Here is a 17212-nt window from a genome sequence, read left to right on the forward strand (position 1 = left end):
TGCCCTGGCTACGAAGTTTGTCGACGGGGCAGCACACACCGCGTCATGGCAGGCGTTAATTGTCTAGGCCGGCGGGCAGGGCGGCGACGGTTAGCGTTTGGTTTTAACTGCCCTCAGAGCCTTGTCATGACCGCTTCCACCCCAGCAGCCGACTCACCGCGCCAAACCACTATCGAGCAAATCGAAACCTTGTTCCGCGAGCCGCCGTCGTTGCTGGCGGTTGCGCAGGAAAGTGCCCAGGCCTATCTGGATCAGCATCTGGCCGCAGGCAGGTGGCAAGCCGGGCTGATTTATATTGCTACGCCCGCGGACAGTGACGGCACCCTCGTTTACCAGGCCTTGCCCGAGTGGCTGCTGCAACGCCTGGCCCGCGCCGCGCCGGTGTGGCTGGTAGCTGACTATCATGTGGTTGCCCTACGGGTGCGCGAAGTGTTTGCCGAAGGTGGTCCGAGCCTGGTTGAGCTGGAAGGGCTGATCAATCGCTGCGGTACGCTGCTGCTGGGCGCTTATGCGCAACGCCTGCAAGCCTGGTGGCGTGAAGACCTGCCGGTGGACATGACGCGCTGGGGCTATCTGTCGGACGACCTGTTGGCGCTGCTATACGACTCGCCCAAACCGCCGGGCTACAGTGATCAACAATTTGCCACTTTATTCCCGAAAAACCTCCTGCGCCCGATACGTCCGGATCACGAGTGGAGTGCCCACGGTAAGGCGCTGCGAGTGCAGGCGGTGTACCTGCCGGGTCCGTCCGTTGAAATGCTGCCGGTGCTGATCCTCATTCACGGCCGGCAGCGCCTGCTGTTCAGCCCCGCCAGTGGTCTGCATCCGCTCGATGCCGTGGACGACGTCGCGGCGCTGTTGCCGGCCTATGCCGCCGAGGGAACGCCGATTGAGCGATGGTTCGTCGAGGACGTCGACAGCGATCCGTTCGATGCCCTGGCGGCCAGCTATCTGGCACGGCAACTGCGCGACATCGACGGTATTGACCGCAACCTCGCGCTTGCGCCGGGGCAGCATCAGGCGCTGCTGAGCTACATCACCGATCCACGGCGCTGGTTCGCCCTCAGCCTGAACGCGCGCCAGCGGAGCCTGCGCAACGCCATGCCGCTGTGGCTGGCCGAGGCCGACGATGAAGACAGCATCGCCTATGCACGCCTGTTCCAGGCCCTGGTGCTGGCCCGCGAACAAAACGGCGGGCAACACTTTCTCGACGGCATCGGCTCTATTCGCCAGTTTGCCGAGGACGCGTTGCAGACCTGCCTGAGCGCGCACCCGGCGGCGCGCAACGTGCGGCCTGCCGATATTCAACTGACCTTCAACCAGGTGATTGCCGCCGCCGTGCCGGTGCCCGGAGGTTTCATCGCGGGTGAGGTCGATCCGGTCACTGTAAGCCTGACCGAGCTGGCGCTGGAGAACCTGGCCGGGTTTGCGCATACCGTCACTGAGATCCGCCTGAACGGCGCCGTTGCGCCCAAGTGGCTGACCTATGAGCTGCTGCGCGATTGCGTGGAAAAAGCCGATGTCGGTCAAGCCTACCCGGATCTGCTGAAGAAAAAACTGCTTGAAGATACCGGGGAAAGTACGCGCCGCTTGCAGTTGTTCACGCGCCTGTTACGCGTACAACTGCCGATGCTGGCGCTGGAGTTGAAGATCAAGGGCGAGCACGGCCTGACCCTGGACGGCTTCAAGCGTGTGCAGGCTGCGCTGCAAGCCGGTGTGGCCGAACGCCAGATGCAAGGCCAGCTGATGGCGCTGTGGCCGTTGACATTCAAGGCGTCGGCGCAGGCCGGGGTCGATGAGGTGGCTGGCCACTACGTCATCGGCCCAGAAGTTGGGCAGGCCGGCGCGCATCTGCTCTATCGGCCGTTGCTTGAGCCGATGTTGCAGGAGTACGAGTCGATCGAATTGTTGTTCGATGCGATCAGGGCGCCGGGCCTGTTGCAGGACAGCGTGCTGACCTGGATCGAGCCGGCACGCCGTGCGGTGTATGCCAACGGTGGTTTCCACGAGCCGCATATTCGCCGCTTTTTGTCGGGCGATGAGTTCAGCGCTTATGAACAGCCCGCCCCGGCGCAACTCGGCAAGCAACTGGGCGGGGAGGATGCCTGCAGCCTGGTATTCCAGGGTACCGCCAAGGCGCTGGTGACTCTGGCCGACCGGCAATCGGTGTCGAATGCCGAACAGCGCTGGGCGCACCTCAAGCAGGTCGGCTGGCTGCTGTTCGGCAATGTCCTGCCCTTTGCCGGCGAGTCATTGCAATTGGGCGGATGGTTGCTGCAGATGGTCGTCAGCCTGCAACAGGATATCCAGGACCTGGCCAGTGACGATGAGCAGGCCAGGAACAGAGCGGTCACGGACGTGTTGAGCAACCTGATGGTGGTCCTTGCGCATCAGGCCGCGTCCCACGACCCGCATCTGCCGTTGCAACTGGAGCATCCGGTGTTCAGGCCTCTGGCCCGCGCCAAGCCCGCCGCGAAGGTGCCGACTCGCATCCCCACGCCAGCGGCATTTTATGCACCGACCCGCTGGAGCAATGCGCGTAACCACTTGACCGCTGCGCAGAATGCACTGGCGCGCAAACTGAGCCTCAGGGCTTTTTCCGGAGAATGGGATAAGGCCGAGCAAACCGGCCCGCGTAGAGGCTTGCGGCGTGATACATCCTTCTCGCCGCCGCAATGGCAGGCCCTGGTGCGTGGTCATGTGTATCGGGTACAGGAGGCGTCGAACGCGCTGCGAGTGATCAGCGCAGACGGCACGCAACGCGGCCCCTGGTTGAAAGCGCTGGGCGACGGCCACTGGGATTTTGACGGGCAATTGCGTTTGAGCGGCGGCAATGCCGATGCGGCGATCGAGGCGGGAATGCAGGCACTGGAGGTGTCGGTGCCGAGCCTTGAGCAGCAATACCGTGACGCAGGTCGCGCCCGCGCCAGGGCCGCTGCGGCGATGGAAGTTGCACGTAACCTGATGCGTGAATCATCGGGCAGGATCAGCGATGAACAGCTTGCGCGGCTGCGCGAGCGGTATCGCACGGAATTGCGGAGCAAGGTCGGTTTTTCCCAGCAGGAGCTGCAGCTGCTCATGCAACTGCGGGACATCAAGCCACGGCCGCATTACGAACAGGAACTGTGCGAGATACTGGAATCGCTGATTCTGTCCCTGCAACTGTTGGATGTGCATACCCGCGACGACATGCTGCAGATCAATCGCCGGATCCAGCCGCTGTTGCAGGTGCTGGAGTCGGAGAGCGATGACGAGGCCGGCTCCGACCTCAATCGCCAGGCGCATGCCGACCTGGACAGGAACATGCGCGCTCAGGTGGCTGCCGAGGACGCCGCGATTCAGTGGCGCAGCCTGGAAAATACCTACATGAGCCAGCTCAACAGCGTGCCGCGCCTGGGCCGTGACAAAGCCCGCTCGCTGTCCGGGAAATTGGCCGCGCGGCCCTCGATCCTGGATCTGCAAGCGCTGCAAGTGACGACCCTGTGGGGCGTCACCATTCGCATCGAGGGCGCTCCGTTGGAGGTGGAATTTTTCGAGAGCCTGAATCAGGTAATCAATCGCGCACGCTGGGCCAGCCGGTCACTGGCCGACCTGGAACACTGGCCGGCCACCCGCGAGGAGCGCATCGAAGTGCTTAAAAGCCTCGGTCGCATTTATGCCGTGACCGACGACCATATCCAGTTCTGGCGCGCCATGGCGCCGGACACGTTTGACTTGCCCAATCTGCAAAAGCTACAGGCCTTATTGTCCGGCCTGCACAGTCAGGTTGACCAGCAATTGGCTGATTTGCTGGCCCCCGAGCCCGGCGCGAGCGCGGTCAAGACGCCGGTCGCAGGCGCCAGCCGGCAGAAGAAACTCATCCGCACGCGCAACCGCGACGTTTACGTAGCCAGGGTCAAGGCCCCTGCCGGCAAGGCGGAACTGGTGGATGACAAGGGCAGTGTGATCGCCACCTTCACTGAAGCCGATGACGGCGTGTGGGACGCGGTTGCGCCGCCGGGCAAGGCGCCTGCGGCCGATCCGCAATTGGGCGCCCTGATGAACAAGGGCCAGCGTTTGTTGGCGGACGTCGACAAAGCGATACAGAAGGTACAAGGCATGTCTGATATTTGTGAGCCCGAATCCCTGCAAGCCCTGTTGACGGCGCAGGCTAACAGCCGGCGCATGGCGGCGGCGGATATCGACAGGAAATTGCGCAGCCTGGATGTTTCACGGCTGGCGGCCACCCAGCGGACCAACGCCAGGGTGCGTGCCAGCGACCTGCGCGCAGCGGCGATGCGCCTGGACGCCGCCGGTGTGCAGGCCCGTGTGCGTGCGAGCAAACTCAAGCTGGTGCGGGCCGAAGATGTGGATTTTTTGCAGGGGCTCAATGAGGTGCGCATTCATCGACAGGGCGCCCGTGTACGCCTCAAGGGCAAGTCCAGGGATTTTTTGCAGGTGTATGAGGTGGTGGATGCGCACACCGGGCAACCGCTGTGCTATGCGCATTTTCATTATGAAAACCGCCTTGGCCCGGACGATCACTACACGGCCGCACACCTCAAGAGCCCCGAACAGCAACGCCTGGGGCGCCAGGCCCAGGCCCAGGCCCAGGCCGAAGCCCTGGCGTTCGCGCGGATACGCAGCGGCCAGACCGGGCGCGTGCAGCAAACCCTGGAGATCGACCGTGCAACCATTTCCCGCGTGCTGGCCAGACGGCTGTTTTTCAGTGTGGACTGAACGGCGCGGCAGCTCTTGCATTTGATCGGCATCGGGAGCGAGAGCCGCGCCCGATCCTGACCAGTTATGCAATAATCTGCGCCGTTTTGCGCCGGGAAGGCCGATCTAGACGCTTGGTGCTTGCACCGTGCAATCGGTTTTTCTCGGGGCTTATCGCCAAATTTCCCTGTTTATTGAGTGAAAAGCCCTGACGTGGGCTTTTTATACTGCATGCCCGCTGACCTGGCCGCCTCAGGCGCGCCAGGCGGATGTGCCCATGAGGCAAGTCCGGTCCAGCCGGCGTATCGGCCCACCCGCGGATACGCCCAGGCTCGGTGGCCAAATCCAATAACAAAATGAGGTTGTATCCCTATGCCTGTCGGCAAACCACTGCCCCCTGGCGAGACCGCTCAAGGCGGTCCGCTCAAACGCGAACTCGGTGAACGGCATATTCGCCTGATGGCGCTCGGCGCCTGCATCGGTGTCGGTCTGTTCCTCGGTTCGGCCAAGGCCATTGAAATGGCCGGCCCGGCGATCATGCTCTCGTACATTATCGGTGGCCTGGCCATTCTGGTGATCATGCGCGCCCTCGGCGAAATGGCCGTGCACAATCCGGTGGCCGGTTCGTTCAGTCGTTACGCCCAGGATTACCTCGGCCCATTGGCAGGCTTTCTCACGGGGTGGAACTACTGGTTCCTGTGGTTGGTGACCTGCATCGCGGAAATCACCGCCGTCGCGGTGTACATGGGCGTCTGGTTCCCCGACACGCCCCGCTGGATCTGGGCCCTGGCGGCACTGATCAGCATGGGCACCATCAACCTGATCGCGGTCAAGGCGTTCGGTGAGTTCGAGTTCTGGTTTGCCTTGATCAAGATCGTCACGATCATCGCCATGGTCATCGGCGGCGTCGGCATCATTGCCTTCGGCTTCGGCAATGACGGCGTAGCGCTGGGTATTTCCAACCTGTGGACCCATGGCGGCTTCATGCCCAACGGCGTGCAAGGCGTATTGATGTCGTTGCAGATGGTGATGTTCGCCTACCTGGGCGTGGAGATGATCGGCCTCACCGCCGGTGAAGCACGCAACCCGCAGAAGACCATCCCCAGTGCCATCGGCTCGGTGTTCTGGCGCATCCTGCTGTTCTACGTGGGCGCGCTGTTCGTGATTCTGTCGATCTACCCGTGGAATGAAATCGGCACCCAGGGCAGCCCGTTTGTGATGACCTTTGAACGCCTGGGCATCAAGACTGCCGCGGGCATCATCAACTTCGTGGTGATTACCGCCGCGTTGTCGTCCTGCAACGGTGGCATCTTCAGCACCGGACGCATGCTCTACAGCCTGGCGCAGAATGGCCAGGCCCCGGCCACCTTCGGCACCACGTCCAGCAACGGCGTGCCGCGTAAAGCGTTGCTGCTGTCGATTTTCGCCTTGCTGTTGGGCGTGCTGCTCAACTACCTGGTGCCGGACCAGGTGTTCGTGTGGGTGACCTCCATCGCCACCTTCGGCGCGATCTGGACCTGGTTGATGATCCTGCTGGCGCAGCTCAAATTTCGTAAGGGCTTGAGCCCGACCGAGCAAGCGGCGCTCAAATACCGCATGTGGCTGTACCCGGTCAGTTCCTACCTGGCGCTGGCGTTCCTGCTGCTGGTGGTGGGTCTGATGGCGTACTTCCCGGAGACTCGCGTGGCCTTGTATGTGGGGCCTGCGTTTCTGGTGCTGCTGACCGTGCTGTATTACGTGTTCAAACTGCAGCCGACTCAGGCAGCGGAGCGTTCAGCCGCCTGATCCCTGAGGCCGAACCGGAGCCGGGAAATAGGGGAGCAGGCTTGTCGATCCTGGCTCAAATGTGGGAGGGGGCTTGCCCCCGATGGCGGCCTCAGAGCCGACCAGAATTTTGTGTCGATCCCGGTCCAAATGTGGGAGGGGGCTTGCCCCCGATGGCGGCCTCAGGACCGACCAGAATGTTGGATCAGACCGAGTACATATCCGTTTCTGCGGTAACGGCCACTTAGGGTTCCGCTTTTACAGCGGCTCACTTTTGAAAAGCCGGAATGCCGGCCCAGTCAAAAGTAAGCAAAACGCTCTTGCCCCACCACTCGGCACCTCGCTTGGGCTCGGTGTGCCCGAACGCAGGCTTGAATCCGTGGGCCGCCGCAATGGGCCATCCATGGCCCAGTGCGGCTAACCCGGCGTCCTGCCGGGTTACCCACGGATTCAAGCCTGCGTTCGGCCAGCGTGGTTTAACGGGGCGCCTGAGATCAAAAGCAGATCAAGATCAAGAGCGACTCGCTTCGCATCGTGGTTACGGTTGGGCTCTACAGAGTTGTGCTAGACAGCCGGCGGCTGGAGCGTAGCGGCCCTGCGCTGGTCCACTTGCTTGTTGAACGCCAGCCACGCGGCAAACGCAATCATCATGGCTGCCCCCACCAGCGCGGTAACTGTCCGCATGGCGAAGGTATCGCCGGTCAGCGCGTTGGCCATATCCGCCAACGGCGCCAGTACCACCCCCAGGCAAAATACTTCCAGAGAGTAGCGTCCCATCCGCGCCAGTTGCCTCGCCAACCACTGCTGCGTCCAGTCGACGCCGGAGAGCAATCTGGCGGTGACATAGGCCAGCGCCAGGAAGTGCAGCAGGCGTACGGGTGACAGGTCGGTCTTGCTGATGGGGTACAGCCATTCGCCGATCAGGCGTGGCATCCAGGCATCGTGCACCTCGGGCCAACGCCACGACAGGGTGATCACGCACGTCGTCAGCACATAAGCCGCGGCCGCGATGAACAGCGGTTGACGCAGCAAAGGGCGTCGCTCGGCGGGGGACGCCGAACGCAAGGCCGCTGCGCCGCCCAGGATAAACAGGCACTGCCAGGTGATCGGGTTGAAGTACCACACCCCGCCGTTGCTGGCGGGCAGGTTCCAGCCCTGCCAGGGCGCCAGCAGGTAGACCGCCACAGAAATGCCCACCGCGACCCTTGGCATACGCAACAGCAAGGGCAGCGTGATGGGCAGGCTGAGAATCAGCACGATATACAGTGGCAACGGGTCGGTCAGGTTGGGCTTGAAGCGCAGCAGCAACTCATCGACCAGGGCCTGCTGGGTATTGTTGAGGAAATACTCCAGGCCCATTTCCTGCACCAGGTCGCGGGTTTCGATATGGCTGTTGGCGAAAATCACGATGCCCATCAACAGCGCCAGCAGGAAAATATGCACCACGTAAAGCGTCCACACCCGGCGCAGGATTTTCAAACAGGCAATGAAATAGCCATCGCGCTGCAGGATCTTGCCGTACGCCAGCACCGCCGCGTAGCCGGCCAGGAACACGAAGATTTCGGCGGCGTCACTGAACCCGAAGTTCTGCACCGTGACATGGGCCAGGGGGTTGTGGGGCACGTGATCCCAGAAAATGAAGATCAACGCCAGGCCCCGAAAAAAATCGATGCGCGGGTCGCGTCCGTTCAGCATGGCTGCGGGCTCTTGAACAGGTTGTTGAATGAAAATTGGCGAGCGCGGGCGTTTTCGTACGCCACGCGTCGGGCGGGCGCAGGTTGGCGGTATTTGTAAGCAATTGCAAAGTCCGGGTATTACCGAATGTCTCGATGGCCTGCCCGAAGGCCGGGCAGGCATCCGCTGGCCGAGTCAGGCAGCGGCCACTTCATGCGGTTCAAAACTATCGGCCCGTGCCATCTGCCACATGCGCGAATAGAACTCGCCGTTCACTGCGCCGGTGAGCAGTTCGCCCGGTTTGAGGAATACGTGCAACTGCGAGAACAGTTTGATCTCGGTTGCCGACATGCGTCGCACCAGGTGCTTGGCTGACAGCTGCGATGGGTGATCGAGCCCGGCGGCGGCGAGCATTTCCGCCAGGGCATGGAGGGTGTTGCGGTGGAAGTTGAACACGCGCTGGGCCTTATCGGGAACCACCAGCGCGCGCTGGCGCAACGGGTCCTGGGTGGCGACGCCGGTGGGGCACTTGTTGGTGTGGCAGCTTTGCGACTGAATGCAGCCGATGGCGAACATAAAGCCGCGTGCCGAGTTGGCCCAGTCGGCGCCGATGGCCAGCACACTGGCGATGTCGAACGCGCTGACGATCTTGCCGCTGGCGCCAAGCTTGATCTTGTCGCGCAGGTTCAGGCCCACCAATGTGTTGTGCACGAACAGCAAGCCCTCGCGCAGCGGCACGCCAATGTGGTCGGTGAATTCCACGGGGGCGGCGCCGGTACCGCCTTCCTTGCCGTCGACCACGATAAAGTCCGGAAGGATGCCGGTTTCGAGCATGGCCTTGGCAATGCCCATGAATTCCCACGGGTGGCCCAGGCAGAACTTGAAACCCACTGGTTTGCCGCCGGACAGCTCACGCAACTGGGCGATGAATTGCATCAGTTCGATGGGCGTGGAAAACGCACTGTGGCGCGACGGCGAGATGCAGTCTTCGCCCATCAGGATGCCGCGGGTGTCGGCGATTTCCCGGGTGACTTTGTGCTTGGGCAAAATCCCGCCATGGCCAGGCTTGGCGCCTTGGCTCATCTTGATTTCGATCATGCGCACCTGCGGGTCCTGCGCTTGCACGGCAAAGCGTTGCGGGTCGAAACGGCCATCGCTGGTGCGACAGCCGAAGTAGCCGCTGCCCAGTTCCCACGTGAGGTCGCCGCCGTTTTCACGGTGGTAGGGGCTGATGCTGCCTTCGCCGGTGTCATGGGCGAAGTTGCCAAGTTTGGCGCCCTGATTCAGCGCGCGGATCGCGTTGGCACTGAGCGAGCCGAAGCTCATCGCCGAAATATTGAACACCGACGCCGAGTACGGCTGTGTGCACTGCGGGCCGCCGACTATCACGCGAAAGGCGCTGGGGTCGCTCAGCGGTGCAGGCCGCATGGAGTGGCCGATGAACTCGAAGCCCGACTGATACACGTCGATCAAGGTGCCGAAGGGTTTGTCGGCGGTTTCGTTCTTGGCGCGTGAATACACCAGCGAGCGCTGGGCCCGGGAGAAGGGCAGGGCATCGCTGTCGGATTCGAGCAGGTACTGGCGAATTTCCGGGCGGATGGCTTCCACCAGATAGCGGATATTGCCCAGGATCGGGTAGTTGCGGCGCACGGCGTGGGGGCTTTGCAGCAGGTCGAAAATGCCGATCAGGCTGAGCAGTCCGGTAACCAGCGTGAGGGGCCACAGCCATTCATGTTCGATGAAGGGCAGGCTGGCCAGGGTGAATATGACGCATGCGGCAAAGAACGCGTAACGGCTTAGTAACGACAGGCTCATACGGTTTTTTCCTTGGTTCGGACTCTTGAGGTCGATCCGCCATTCTGCGCCTGTACTCAAACAAGCGCCAAGGGATTGAAGGCTCTGGCGCGCAGGCGCAAGCCATGGAACTGTTGGGTGAAAGGCGGCCACTATCCGTGCAGGACGCCCGCTTTCTCACGCACCTGGAGTCATCGCTCATGCCGATCTCGTCTGCTGTTTCCGCCCATTCCCTTGTCAATCAAGGCCTGCCGCTGGCGCCCGGCCGTGAACAGTCTGCCGCTCAACCCGAGCAGCGGATCAGACCTGCTCGGCACGAGGGTTCCCACGTGAACCGCGATGGGACTCAACCGGGAAAATTTCAACGGTTTGCCGCTGAGGCCGGCAAGAATCTGTGGTTTATCCCCGGCATGAGTAACGTGTTGTCGGGCATTGCAAAGGCCAAGTCCAATGGCGAGAGCGCTGTCAGTGGGGCGCTGGCCGGGTTCAATAAAACCTGCGCAGATGGTTTTGACCAGGCGCTTGTCGGCGCGGCCACTGGGGATTACAAGGCCGTTGCCAAAGGTTACTTCGATGCGGTGAGAAAGAACGACGCCACGCCGGGCTCGGTCAAAACCGGATTGCATGAGGTGTCGGATGCAGTGAGCCTGGTCACCGCGCTACGCGCCAAACATCCGTGATAACAGCCCATTCGCTTACTGGGCTATTGCAATACGTTCTCGTTTGGGTGTGTAATTAATGTTACTGTATAACAAATTAAAAACACCCAGACGCCCCGGAGGCCTTATGAAAGCTGGTATCCATCCCGACTACCGCACCGTGCTGTTCCACGACACCGCCGCCGACGTGTTCTTCCTGATCGGCTCCACCGCCGACAGTGATCGCACCCATAAACACAGCGATGGCAACACCTACCCGTACATCCCGCTGGACGTCTCCAGCGCTTCGCATCCGATCTATACCGGCCAGCAACGCAAGACCCAGGTTGAAGGCCGTATCGCCGGGTTCAACAAGCGTTTCGCGTCGTTTGGCTCAAGCCCGAAAAAAGCCGACGAATAAGAACGGCCGGCGGCGTACCCCTACGCCGCCGTCTGCCGGATTGGCAGCACCACGCGAAACGTCGTGCCCTTGCCCGGCTCACTGCTGACCGAGATATCCCCACGGTGTTTCTTGACGATACCGTAGGACAGTGACAGCCCCAGCCCGGTGCCTTCGCCCACCGGCTTGGTGGTGAAGAACGGGTCGAAAATTTTCTGCACGGTGTCGGAGTCAATGCCGCAGCCGTTGTCCGCCACTTCCAGCCAGATGGTGTCGCCGTCCACGCCGTTGCTGATGGTGATGGTGCCGCGCTCCGGCCCCATGGCCTGGGCGGCGTTGATCACCAGGTTCATCACCACCTGGTTGAGCTGCGAGGCCAGGCATTCGATGTCCGGCAGCGGCGTGTAGTGCTTGATCACATCGGCCTTGTACTTGAGTTCGCTGGCGACGATGTTCAGCGTTGAATCGATGCCGTGTTGCAGGTTGGCGAACTGCCAGGTCTGGTCGTTATCCACCCGCGAGAAGTTTTTCAGGTCCTTGACGATCTGTACCACGCGACCAATGCCGTCCTTGGACTCGCGAATCAGCACCGGGATGTCTTCCCTGAGAAAGTCCAGTTCCAGCGCTATGCGCAATGCATCGAGCCGGTCGCGTGATTCCTGCTGCGGGATCAACGCTTCGCTGTGCTGATAAGCCTCGAGCATCTGTTGCAACTGGTTGAAATAGCTCTCGAGGGTGCTGAGGTTGGACGAAATGAAACCCACCGGGTTGTTGATCTCATGGGCCACGCCGGCGGCGAGTTGTCCCAGCGATGCGAGCTTCTCCGACTGCACCAGCTGGCTTTCCAGGTGCTTGCGCTCGTTGATTTCCAGTTGCAACGCCTGGGTGCGTTGTTCCACCAGTTGTTCCAACTGCAAGGTTTGCAGGGAAGCGCGCCGGGCCATGTCCCATTTATTCGCCAGGGTATTGGCCATTTGCTGGACTTCAATGTTGTCGAACGGTTTTTTCAGGATCAGCACGCGGTCATAAGCGTCCAGGCGAGACAGCAGGTCGTCCCAGGAGTAATCCGAGTAGGCGGTGCAGACCACCACTTGCAGGTCAGGGGCGACTTTCCACAAGTGTTCGATGGTCTTCGCGCCGTCCCAGCCCTGGGGCATGCGCATGTCAACGAAGGCCAGGGCATAGGGACGTTTTTCCGCCATGGCGGTGGTCAGCAGGCCCAGGCCTTCTTCACCGCCATAGGCACAATGCAGTTCGAATGCCTGGGCCTGCGGTCTGGCGGTGTCGCCGAACAGCGCCGACTCCATATCGTCCAGCGCCTGGTTGGCTTGTGCGTCGGGCATCAGGATCTTGCGAAAATCCTCATGGATGGAGGGTGTGTCGTCGATCAGCAGGACGCGCCGGTTGGGAGGCTGGTTCATACGGTACTTCCTGCCAGGGTCAAGGGAATCGTCAAGGTAAACACCGCGCCAAGGCCCGGGCCGTCGCTGTGGGCCGTGAGCTGGCCGTGCATTTCCACGGCGGCCAGCGCGCAGCTGTGCAGGCCGAAGCCGTGGCCTTCCTTGCGGGTGGTAAACCCGTGGGTGAAGATCCGCGTCATGTTTTCGGCCGGTATGCCTTCGCCGTCGTCCTTCACGCTGATCTGAAGCCTTTCGTCATCTGTCTGCTCGACCGTCAGGGTGATTTGCCGTGGCCGCTCGGACAGCGAGGACATGGCGTACTTGGCGTTGCTGATCAGGTTGACCATGATCAGCAGCAGCCGGTGTTTGTCCCCCAGGATCTGCGGCACCGGCGCGTACTGCTTGACCACCATGACATGGTGACGGCTCAGCGCGCCGGCGTTCATGCGCAAGGCGTCGTCCATCAGCGCGCCGATGTCGACGGGCTCGAGCAACGAGGAAGCGCCGGCATAGGATTGCTGGGTTGAAACGATGTCCTTGATGTGGTCGACGCTCTTGCTCAGTTGCGTCAATTCCTCGCTCATGCCTTGCTGCTCGATGGCAATCGCCTCCACCAGTTGGTTCAGGTAGCCCGGCAGCAATTTGCCCTTTTCATCCTCGGTGAGAAAGGTGCCCAGGTCGCCCTGATGCGCGTTGATCAGTTGCATGGCTTTGCCCAGGCCCTGGGCCTTGCTGCTGCGCAGTTTGCGGGTGACCAGGTCGGCGGAAATATTCACGCTGTTGAGCACGTTGCCGACGTTGTGCAGCACATTGGTGGCGATTTCCGCCATGCCCGCCTGGCGGGCACTGTCCAGCAGCTCGCTCTGGGCATCCTTGAGTTGCTGCGTGCGCCGTTCCACCCGTTGCTCCAGGGTTTCGTTGGCCGACTGCAAGGCGCGGTTGACGCGGTTGATCTCGGCGAAACTGCGCAGCAGGCGCACGGCCAGGTAGAGCAGCAGCAGCACCAGCAACGTCGAGAACACCAAGAGGTAGCGATGGTATTGATGATCGACGAGGTCGGCGGCCTGCTGGTCCTGATTGAGGTGGGTGGTCAGCGCGTCGAGGCGTTCGGCCACGGGCACGGCGGCAATCCGCTCAAGCAGGCTGTTGACCACCGGCTGTTCGCGCAGGATCAGCGAAATATGGTTGCTCAGAATATCCACCGGCGCCTGGAAGTCACTGGGCAGGCTCTGCTTGTTGATTGCCAGCTTGCCCAGGCCTACCAGGATATCGGCAGCGCGCTCGTCGCTGGTGACCTGGGCGAACTCCAGGCTGCTGAGCAGCAGGTCGTAGGTGTCGGTGGCCACGCCCTGCAGTTGCAGGCGGCCTTCATCGTCGATGCTGTTGAACTGGGCCTGGATGTCATCTTCGGCGGTCGGCAGAAACGCCAGTGAGTTGCGCAACACGGCGTTGTGGGATTTGAACTGGTCCACCAGCCGGGCTTTTTCCTGGATGGCCGTCTGATATGCCGCCTGGCTGGCGTGCCAAGCCGGCAGGTCGGTAGTGCTGTGGTAGGTGTCGCGGCTCTCGAGTTCCGCCCAGATGCGGGTCATCTGCGTCAGTGGCGTGACCAGTGGATCGTAGTCGTGAGTGATCGCAATCCGGGCCTTGAGCACTTCGCTGTCCCATTGGGCATTGAGCTGCTGGAGCTGGCGGATCAGGTCCCGCGACTGGGTGTAGGTGGCCGTTTGGTCGCGGGAGGACTTGAGGTACAAAAATACCAGGGTCGACGCCAGGAGCAACGTCATGAGGCTCAGCAGCAACTGGCTGGCACGGCGGCGGGCGAATCGTCTCATAGCGGCTTGCCCGCCCATTCGCCGGTCAAGGTCTTGAGAAACTGAATGATCAGGTCCTTGTCTTCCTGGGACGGGTTGCGCCCCAACTGGTACTTGAACATCACGTCAACTGCCTCTTCCAGGGTCTTGGCCGAGGCATCGTGGAAGTAGGGAGCAGTGACGGCTACGTTGCGCAGGCTGGGCACCTTGAACACGTGGCGGTCTTCTTCGTCTTTTGTCAGCAGGTAACGTCCGAGGTCGGACTCCAGCGGATTGCCGCGCACTTTGAAGTAGTCGCCCATCACGCCGAATTTCTGAAACATGTTGCCGCCAATGTTCACGCCCTGGTGGCAGGCGATGCAGCCGTAGTCCTTGAAGCGTTGATAGCCGTACTTTTCCCGCGTAGTCAGGATCTCGGTGTTACCCAGCAGGTATTGGTCAAACCGCGAGTTGGGTGTCAGCAACGTGCGCTCGTAGGTCGCCAGTGCGTTTTGCACATTGGCGGCGCTGACGCCATCGGGGTACGCCTGCTTGAAGGCGCTCTGGTAGGCGGGCAGGGCAGCGAGATTGCGCACCACGGTTTGCCAGTCGCTGCCCATTTCCGCCGGGCTGATCACGACCTGTTCGACCTGGGCTTCCAGCGTGTCCACCCGACCATTCCAGAACTGCTTGAAATTCAGGCTGGCGTTGAATACCGAAGGCGTATTGAGCTCCACCGGTTTGCCGTCAAAGCCGATGGAGAACGGTTGGTTGTCGGCCCCGCCGGTTTCCAACTGATGGCAGCTGGCACAGGACAACCGGTTGTTGACCGACAAGCGCGGCTCGTTGAACAACTGGCGACCCAGCTCAACCTTGGCCGGGTCCAGCGTCGGTACCGCCGGCAAAGGCTTGAGCGCCTCGTTCAGGGGCGCGGCGGATAGCGGCGCGCCGGTGCCCAGGCACAACGCCAGCAGCAGACCCAAACGGTAATTGGAAACGTTGATCAAGCGAGCACTCCTTGCAGGCCTAGGGCGATTGATCGGGCATCAGCGTCGCGCAGTCCGCTTGCAGCAACTGGATGAAATCCTTGGGCGGTAACGCCTTGCTGAAGAGAAAACCCTGACCTTCTTCACACTGCCTGGCTTTGAGGAAATTCAGTTGTTCGACGGTTTCCACGCCTTCGGCAATGATGTTCAGCGCCAGGCTCTTGCCCATGCCGATGATAGCGCTGATCAGTTGTTCATCCTGGTTATTTACACTGAGGCCGCGCACGAAGGACTGGTCGATTTTCAACACATCGATGGGAAAGCGCCGCAAGTAAGTGATGCTGGAGTAACCGGTGCCGAAATCATCCAGGGCCAGGCGCACGCCCATGGCCTTGATCTTTTGCAGGGTATCGACGGTTTCGTCGACATGCTGCATCAGCACGCTCTCAGTGATTTCCAGCTCCAGCAAGGCGGGCGGCAGGCCGGTCTCTTCCAGGATGGCACCCAGGTTGTCGACGAAGTCCCGCTGGCGAAGGTCGACAGCCGAGATATTCACCGACATGCACAGCGGCGCCAGGTCCATCTCCCGCCAGGCTTGGGCTTGTGTACAGGCCTGGCGCAGTACCCACTGGGTCAGGCGCACGATCAGACCGCTGTCTTCGGCGACCGGAATGAATTCGGCAGGGCTGACCCAGCAGCCTGTGGGCTGGAACCAGCGGGTCAGCGCCTCCGCGCCGACGATACGCCCGGAGTCCAGATTCAGCTTGGGCTGGTAGTGCACCACGAACTCATCGCGGTCCAGCGCCTGGCGGATCGCGCTTTCCAGATTTTGCTGATACCGGGCGCGCAGGTTCATGTCTTCGGTATAAAAACTGAAGTCGTTCCGGCCGCCTTCCTTGCGGGTATGCATGGCGGTTTCAGCCTGCTTGATCAACTCCACCGCGTGGCTGCTGTCGTTGGGGTAAATGCTGATCCCCAGGCTTGCGGTCACGCTCAGGTCATGCCCCGCGACGTGACGCGTCGCGCTGACGGCATTGAGTACCTTTTGCGCAATATGCCGGGTTTGCTGGGGATGCTGGATGTCGTTGAGCAGGATCACGAACTCGTCGGCGCCGTAGCGAAACACCGAGTCCGACGCGCGCACCGTCGTCACCAGGCTTTGGCTCACCTGTTGGAGCACCTCGTCGCCTGCCGGGTAGCCCAGGGCGTTGTTGATGCGCTTGAAGCGGTCGAGCCCGATAAACATCACCGCCAGTTGCGTGTCATGCCGCCGGCCCAGGGCGATGGCCTGGGTCAGCCGGTCGCCGAGCAGCGTGCTGTTGGGCAGCCCGGTCAAGGCGTCGTAGTGCAACAGGTGCGAAACCTTGAGCAGTTCCTGTACGCGTTCCTCAATGGTGCGTTCCAGGCCGATCACCTTGAGCGCGGCGTCCTGGGCCAATTGCCATTTCCAGGTCAGCGCATTGACCATCTGGCGGATTTCCAGAGCGTCGAAGGGTTTTTTCAGGATCAGCAACTGGTCTGTGTATTTCAGGCGCGCTTCGACGGCCTCGAAGGAATAGTCGGAATAAGCGGTGCACAGGGCAATTTGCAGGTTGGGGTCGACATCCCACAGTTGTTCGATGGTGTGCAGCCCGTCCCAGCCGGGAGGCATGCGCATATCGATAAACACCATGGCGTAGGGGGTGTTGGCCTGCAGTGCCTTGTTTACCAGCACCAGTGCTTCCTGGCCCTGGTAGGCGGAGTCCAGCTCGAATGCCTGGCGCACTGGCGCGGCGGTGCCGAACAGGGCCGACTCCAATGTATCGAGGGAGGGCTCGCCGTGCTCGTCGGCGCAGAGGATCTTGCGAAAGTCCTGGTGGATCGAAGCGGTGTCATCGACGATGAGTATGCGACGGTTGGCGCGTCCCGAGTCCGGCTTCATGGCGCGCTCCGCAGATGCAAAAGGTTCGATGGCATAACGACTCCTTCCTTGGTGCTACAGCTGAACGACGTGCACATCTGCTGTGACAGCATAGTTGAGTTACCTTGATATCGACGGCCACTTCGCGTCAAATCAACACCGTAT

The 17212-nt window shown here is 61.5% G+C and carries 10 protein-coding genes; 4 read left to right on the forward strand and 6 right to left on the reverse strand.

Going from position 1 to position 17212, the window contains the following annotated elements; all coding sequences use genetic code 11:
- Window positions 1-126: 126 nt before the first annotated feature.
- Together TU82_RS18710 and TU82_RS18715 are read left to right on the forward strand one after the other, a co-directional pair.
- Window positions 127-4719 carry a hypothetical protein gene (locus tag TU82_RS18710; protein ID WP_057724750.1) on the forward strand — a complete coding sequence of 1531 codons (4593 nt, stop codon included), beginning with the start codon at window positions 127-129 and terminating at the stop codon, window positions 4717-4719.
- A gap of 351 nt (window positions 4720-5070) precedes the next feature.
- Window positions 5071-6483 carry an amino acid permease gene (locus tag TU82_RS18715; protein ID WP_057724751.1) on the forward strand — a complete coding sequence of 471 codons (1413 nt, stop codon included), beginning with the start codon at window positions 5071-5073 and terminating at the stop codon, window positions 6481-6483.
- A gap of 543 nt (window positions 6484-7026) precedes the next feature.
- Here the strand turns inward: TU82_RS18715 and TU82_RS18720 are convergent.
- Both TU82_RS18720 and TU82_RS18725 read right to left on the reverse strand, forming a co-directional pair.
- The gene (locus TU82_RS18720; protein ID WP_057724752.1) at window positions 7027-8157 is read right to left on the reverse strand and encodes an OpgC family protein; all 1131 of its coding nucleotides are present in this window, start codon (window positions 8155-8157) and stop codon (window positions 7027-7029) included.
- A 174-nt stretch (window positions 8158-8331) separates the two neighbouring features.
- Entirely contained in the window at window positions 8332-9951 is a 1620-nt protein-coding gene (locus TU82_RS18725; protein ID WP_057724753.1) for an FMN-binding glutamate synthase family protein, read from the reverse strand.
- 104 nt (window positions 9952-10055) lie between these two features.
- Between TU82_RS18725 and TU82_RS18730 the strand changes: the two genes are divergently transcribed.
- Window positions 10056-10610 (forward strand): hypothetical protein, encoded by a 555-nt coding sequence (locus TU82_RS18730; protein ID WP_057724754.1) that lies wholly within the window; start codon window positions 10056-10058, stop codon window positions 10608-10610.
- Window positions 10611-10716: 106 nt separating this feature from the next.
- Complete coding sequence (locus TU82_RS18735) at window positions 10717-10989, forward strand: type B 50S ribosomal protein L31 (protein ID WP_057724755.1); 273 nt, start codon at window positions 10717-10719, stop codon at window positions 10987-10989.
- 20 nt (window positions 10990-11009) lie between these two features.
- On the opposite strand, the gene TU82_RS18740 is transcribed toward TU82_RS18735, so the two are convergent.
- From TU82_RS18740 to TU82_RS18755, 4 genes are read right to left on the reverse strand one after another with little or no spacing between them, the layout of a single operon-like run.
- Window positions 11010-12389, reverse strand: a complete 1380-nt coding sequence (locus tag TU82_RS18740) for an ATP-binding protein (RefSeq protein WP_057724756.1) — start codon at window positions 12387-12389, stop codon at window positions 11010-11012.
- Window positions 12386-14203, reverse strand: a complete 1818-nt coding sequence (locus TU82_RS18745) for a DAHL domain-containing protein (RefSeq protein WP_057724820.1) — start codon at window positions 14201-14203, stop codon at window positions 12386-12388. Before TU82_RS18745 ends, TU82_RS18740 begins: the two co-directional genes overlap by 4 nt.
- Window positions 14200-15168: a cytochrome-c peroxidase gene (locus TU82_RS18750; RefSeq protein WP_057724757.1), complete on the reverse strand. Its 969-nt coding sequence runs from the start codon at window positions 15166-15168 to the stop codon at window positions 14200-14202. The genes TU82_RS18745 and TU82_RS18750 overlap by 4 nt, the downstream gene beginning before the upstream one ends.
- Window positions 15169-15187: 19 nt before the next feature.
- Window positions 15188-17068 (reverse strand): putative bifunctional diguanylate cyclase/phosphodiesterase, encoded by a 1881-nt coding sequence (locus TU82_RS18755; RefSeq protein WP_057724758.1) that lies wholly within the window; start codon window positions 17066-17068, stop codon window positions 15188-15190.
- Between the last annotated feature and the right edge of the window lie 144 nt (window positions 17069-17212).

The sequence above is a fragment of the Pseudomonas orientalis genome (assembly GCF_001439815.1).
Lineage (GTDB): Bacteria > Pseudomonadota > Gammaproteobacteria > Pseudomonadales > Pseudomonadaceae > Aquipseudomonas > Aquipseudomonas orientalis.

Bases quoted from the DNA above. Each gene is read 5' to 3' on its own strand.
- TU82_RS18710 (WP_057724750.1), top strand. From the start codon at position 127: ATGACCGCTTCCACCCCAGCAGCCGACTCACCGCGCCAAACCACTATC.
- TU82_RS18715 (WP_057724751.1), top strand. From the start codon at position 5,071: ATGCCTGTCGGCAAACCACTGCCCCCTGGCGAGACCGCTCAAGGCGGT.
- TU82_RS18720 (WP_057724752.1), bottom strand. From the start codon at position 8,157: ATGCTGAACGGACGCGACCCGCGCATCGATTTTTTTCGGGGCCTGGCG.
- TU82_RS18725 (WP_057724753.1), bottom strand. From the start codon at position 9,951: ATGAGCCTGTCGTTACTAAGCCGTTACGCGTTCTTTGCCGCATGCGTC.
- TU82_RS18730 (WP_057724754.1), top strand. From the start codon at position 10,056: ATGGAACTGTTGGGTGAAAGGCGGCCACTATCCGTGCAGGACGCCCGC.
- TU82_RS18735 (WP_057724755.1), top strand. From the start codon at position 10,717: ATGAAAGCTGGTATCCATCCCGACTACCGCACCGTGCTGTTCCACGAC.
- TU82_RS18740 (WP_057724756.1), bottom strand. From the start codon at position 12,389: ATGAACCAGCCTCCCAACCGGCGCGTCCTGCTGATCGACGACACACCC.
- TU82_RS18745 (WP_057724820.1), bottom strand. From the start codon at position 14,203: ATGAGACGATTCGCCCGCCGCCGTGCCAGCCAGTTGCTGCTGAGCCTC.
- TU82_RS18755 (WP_057724758.1), bottom strand. From the start codon at position 17,068: ATGAAGCCGGACTCGGGACGCGCCAACCGTCGCATACTCATCGTCGAT.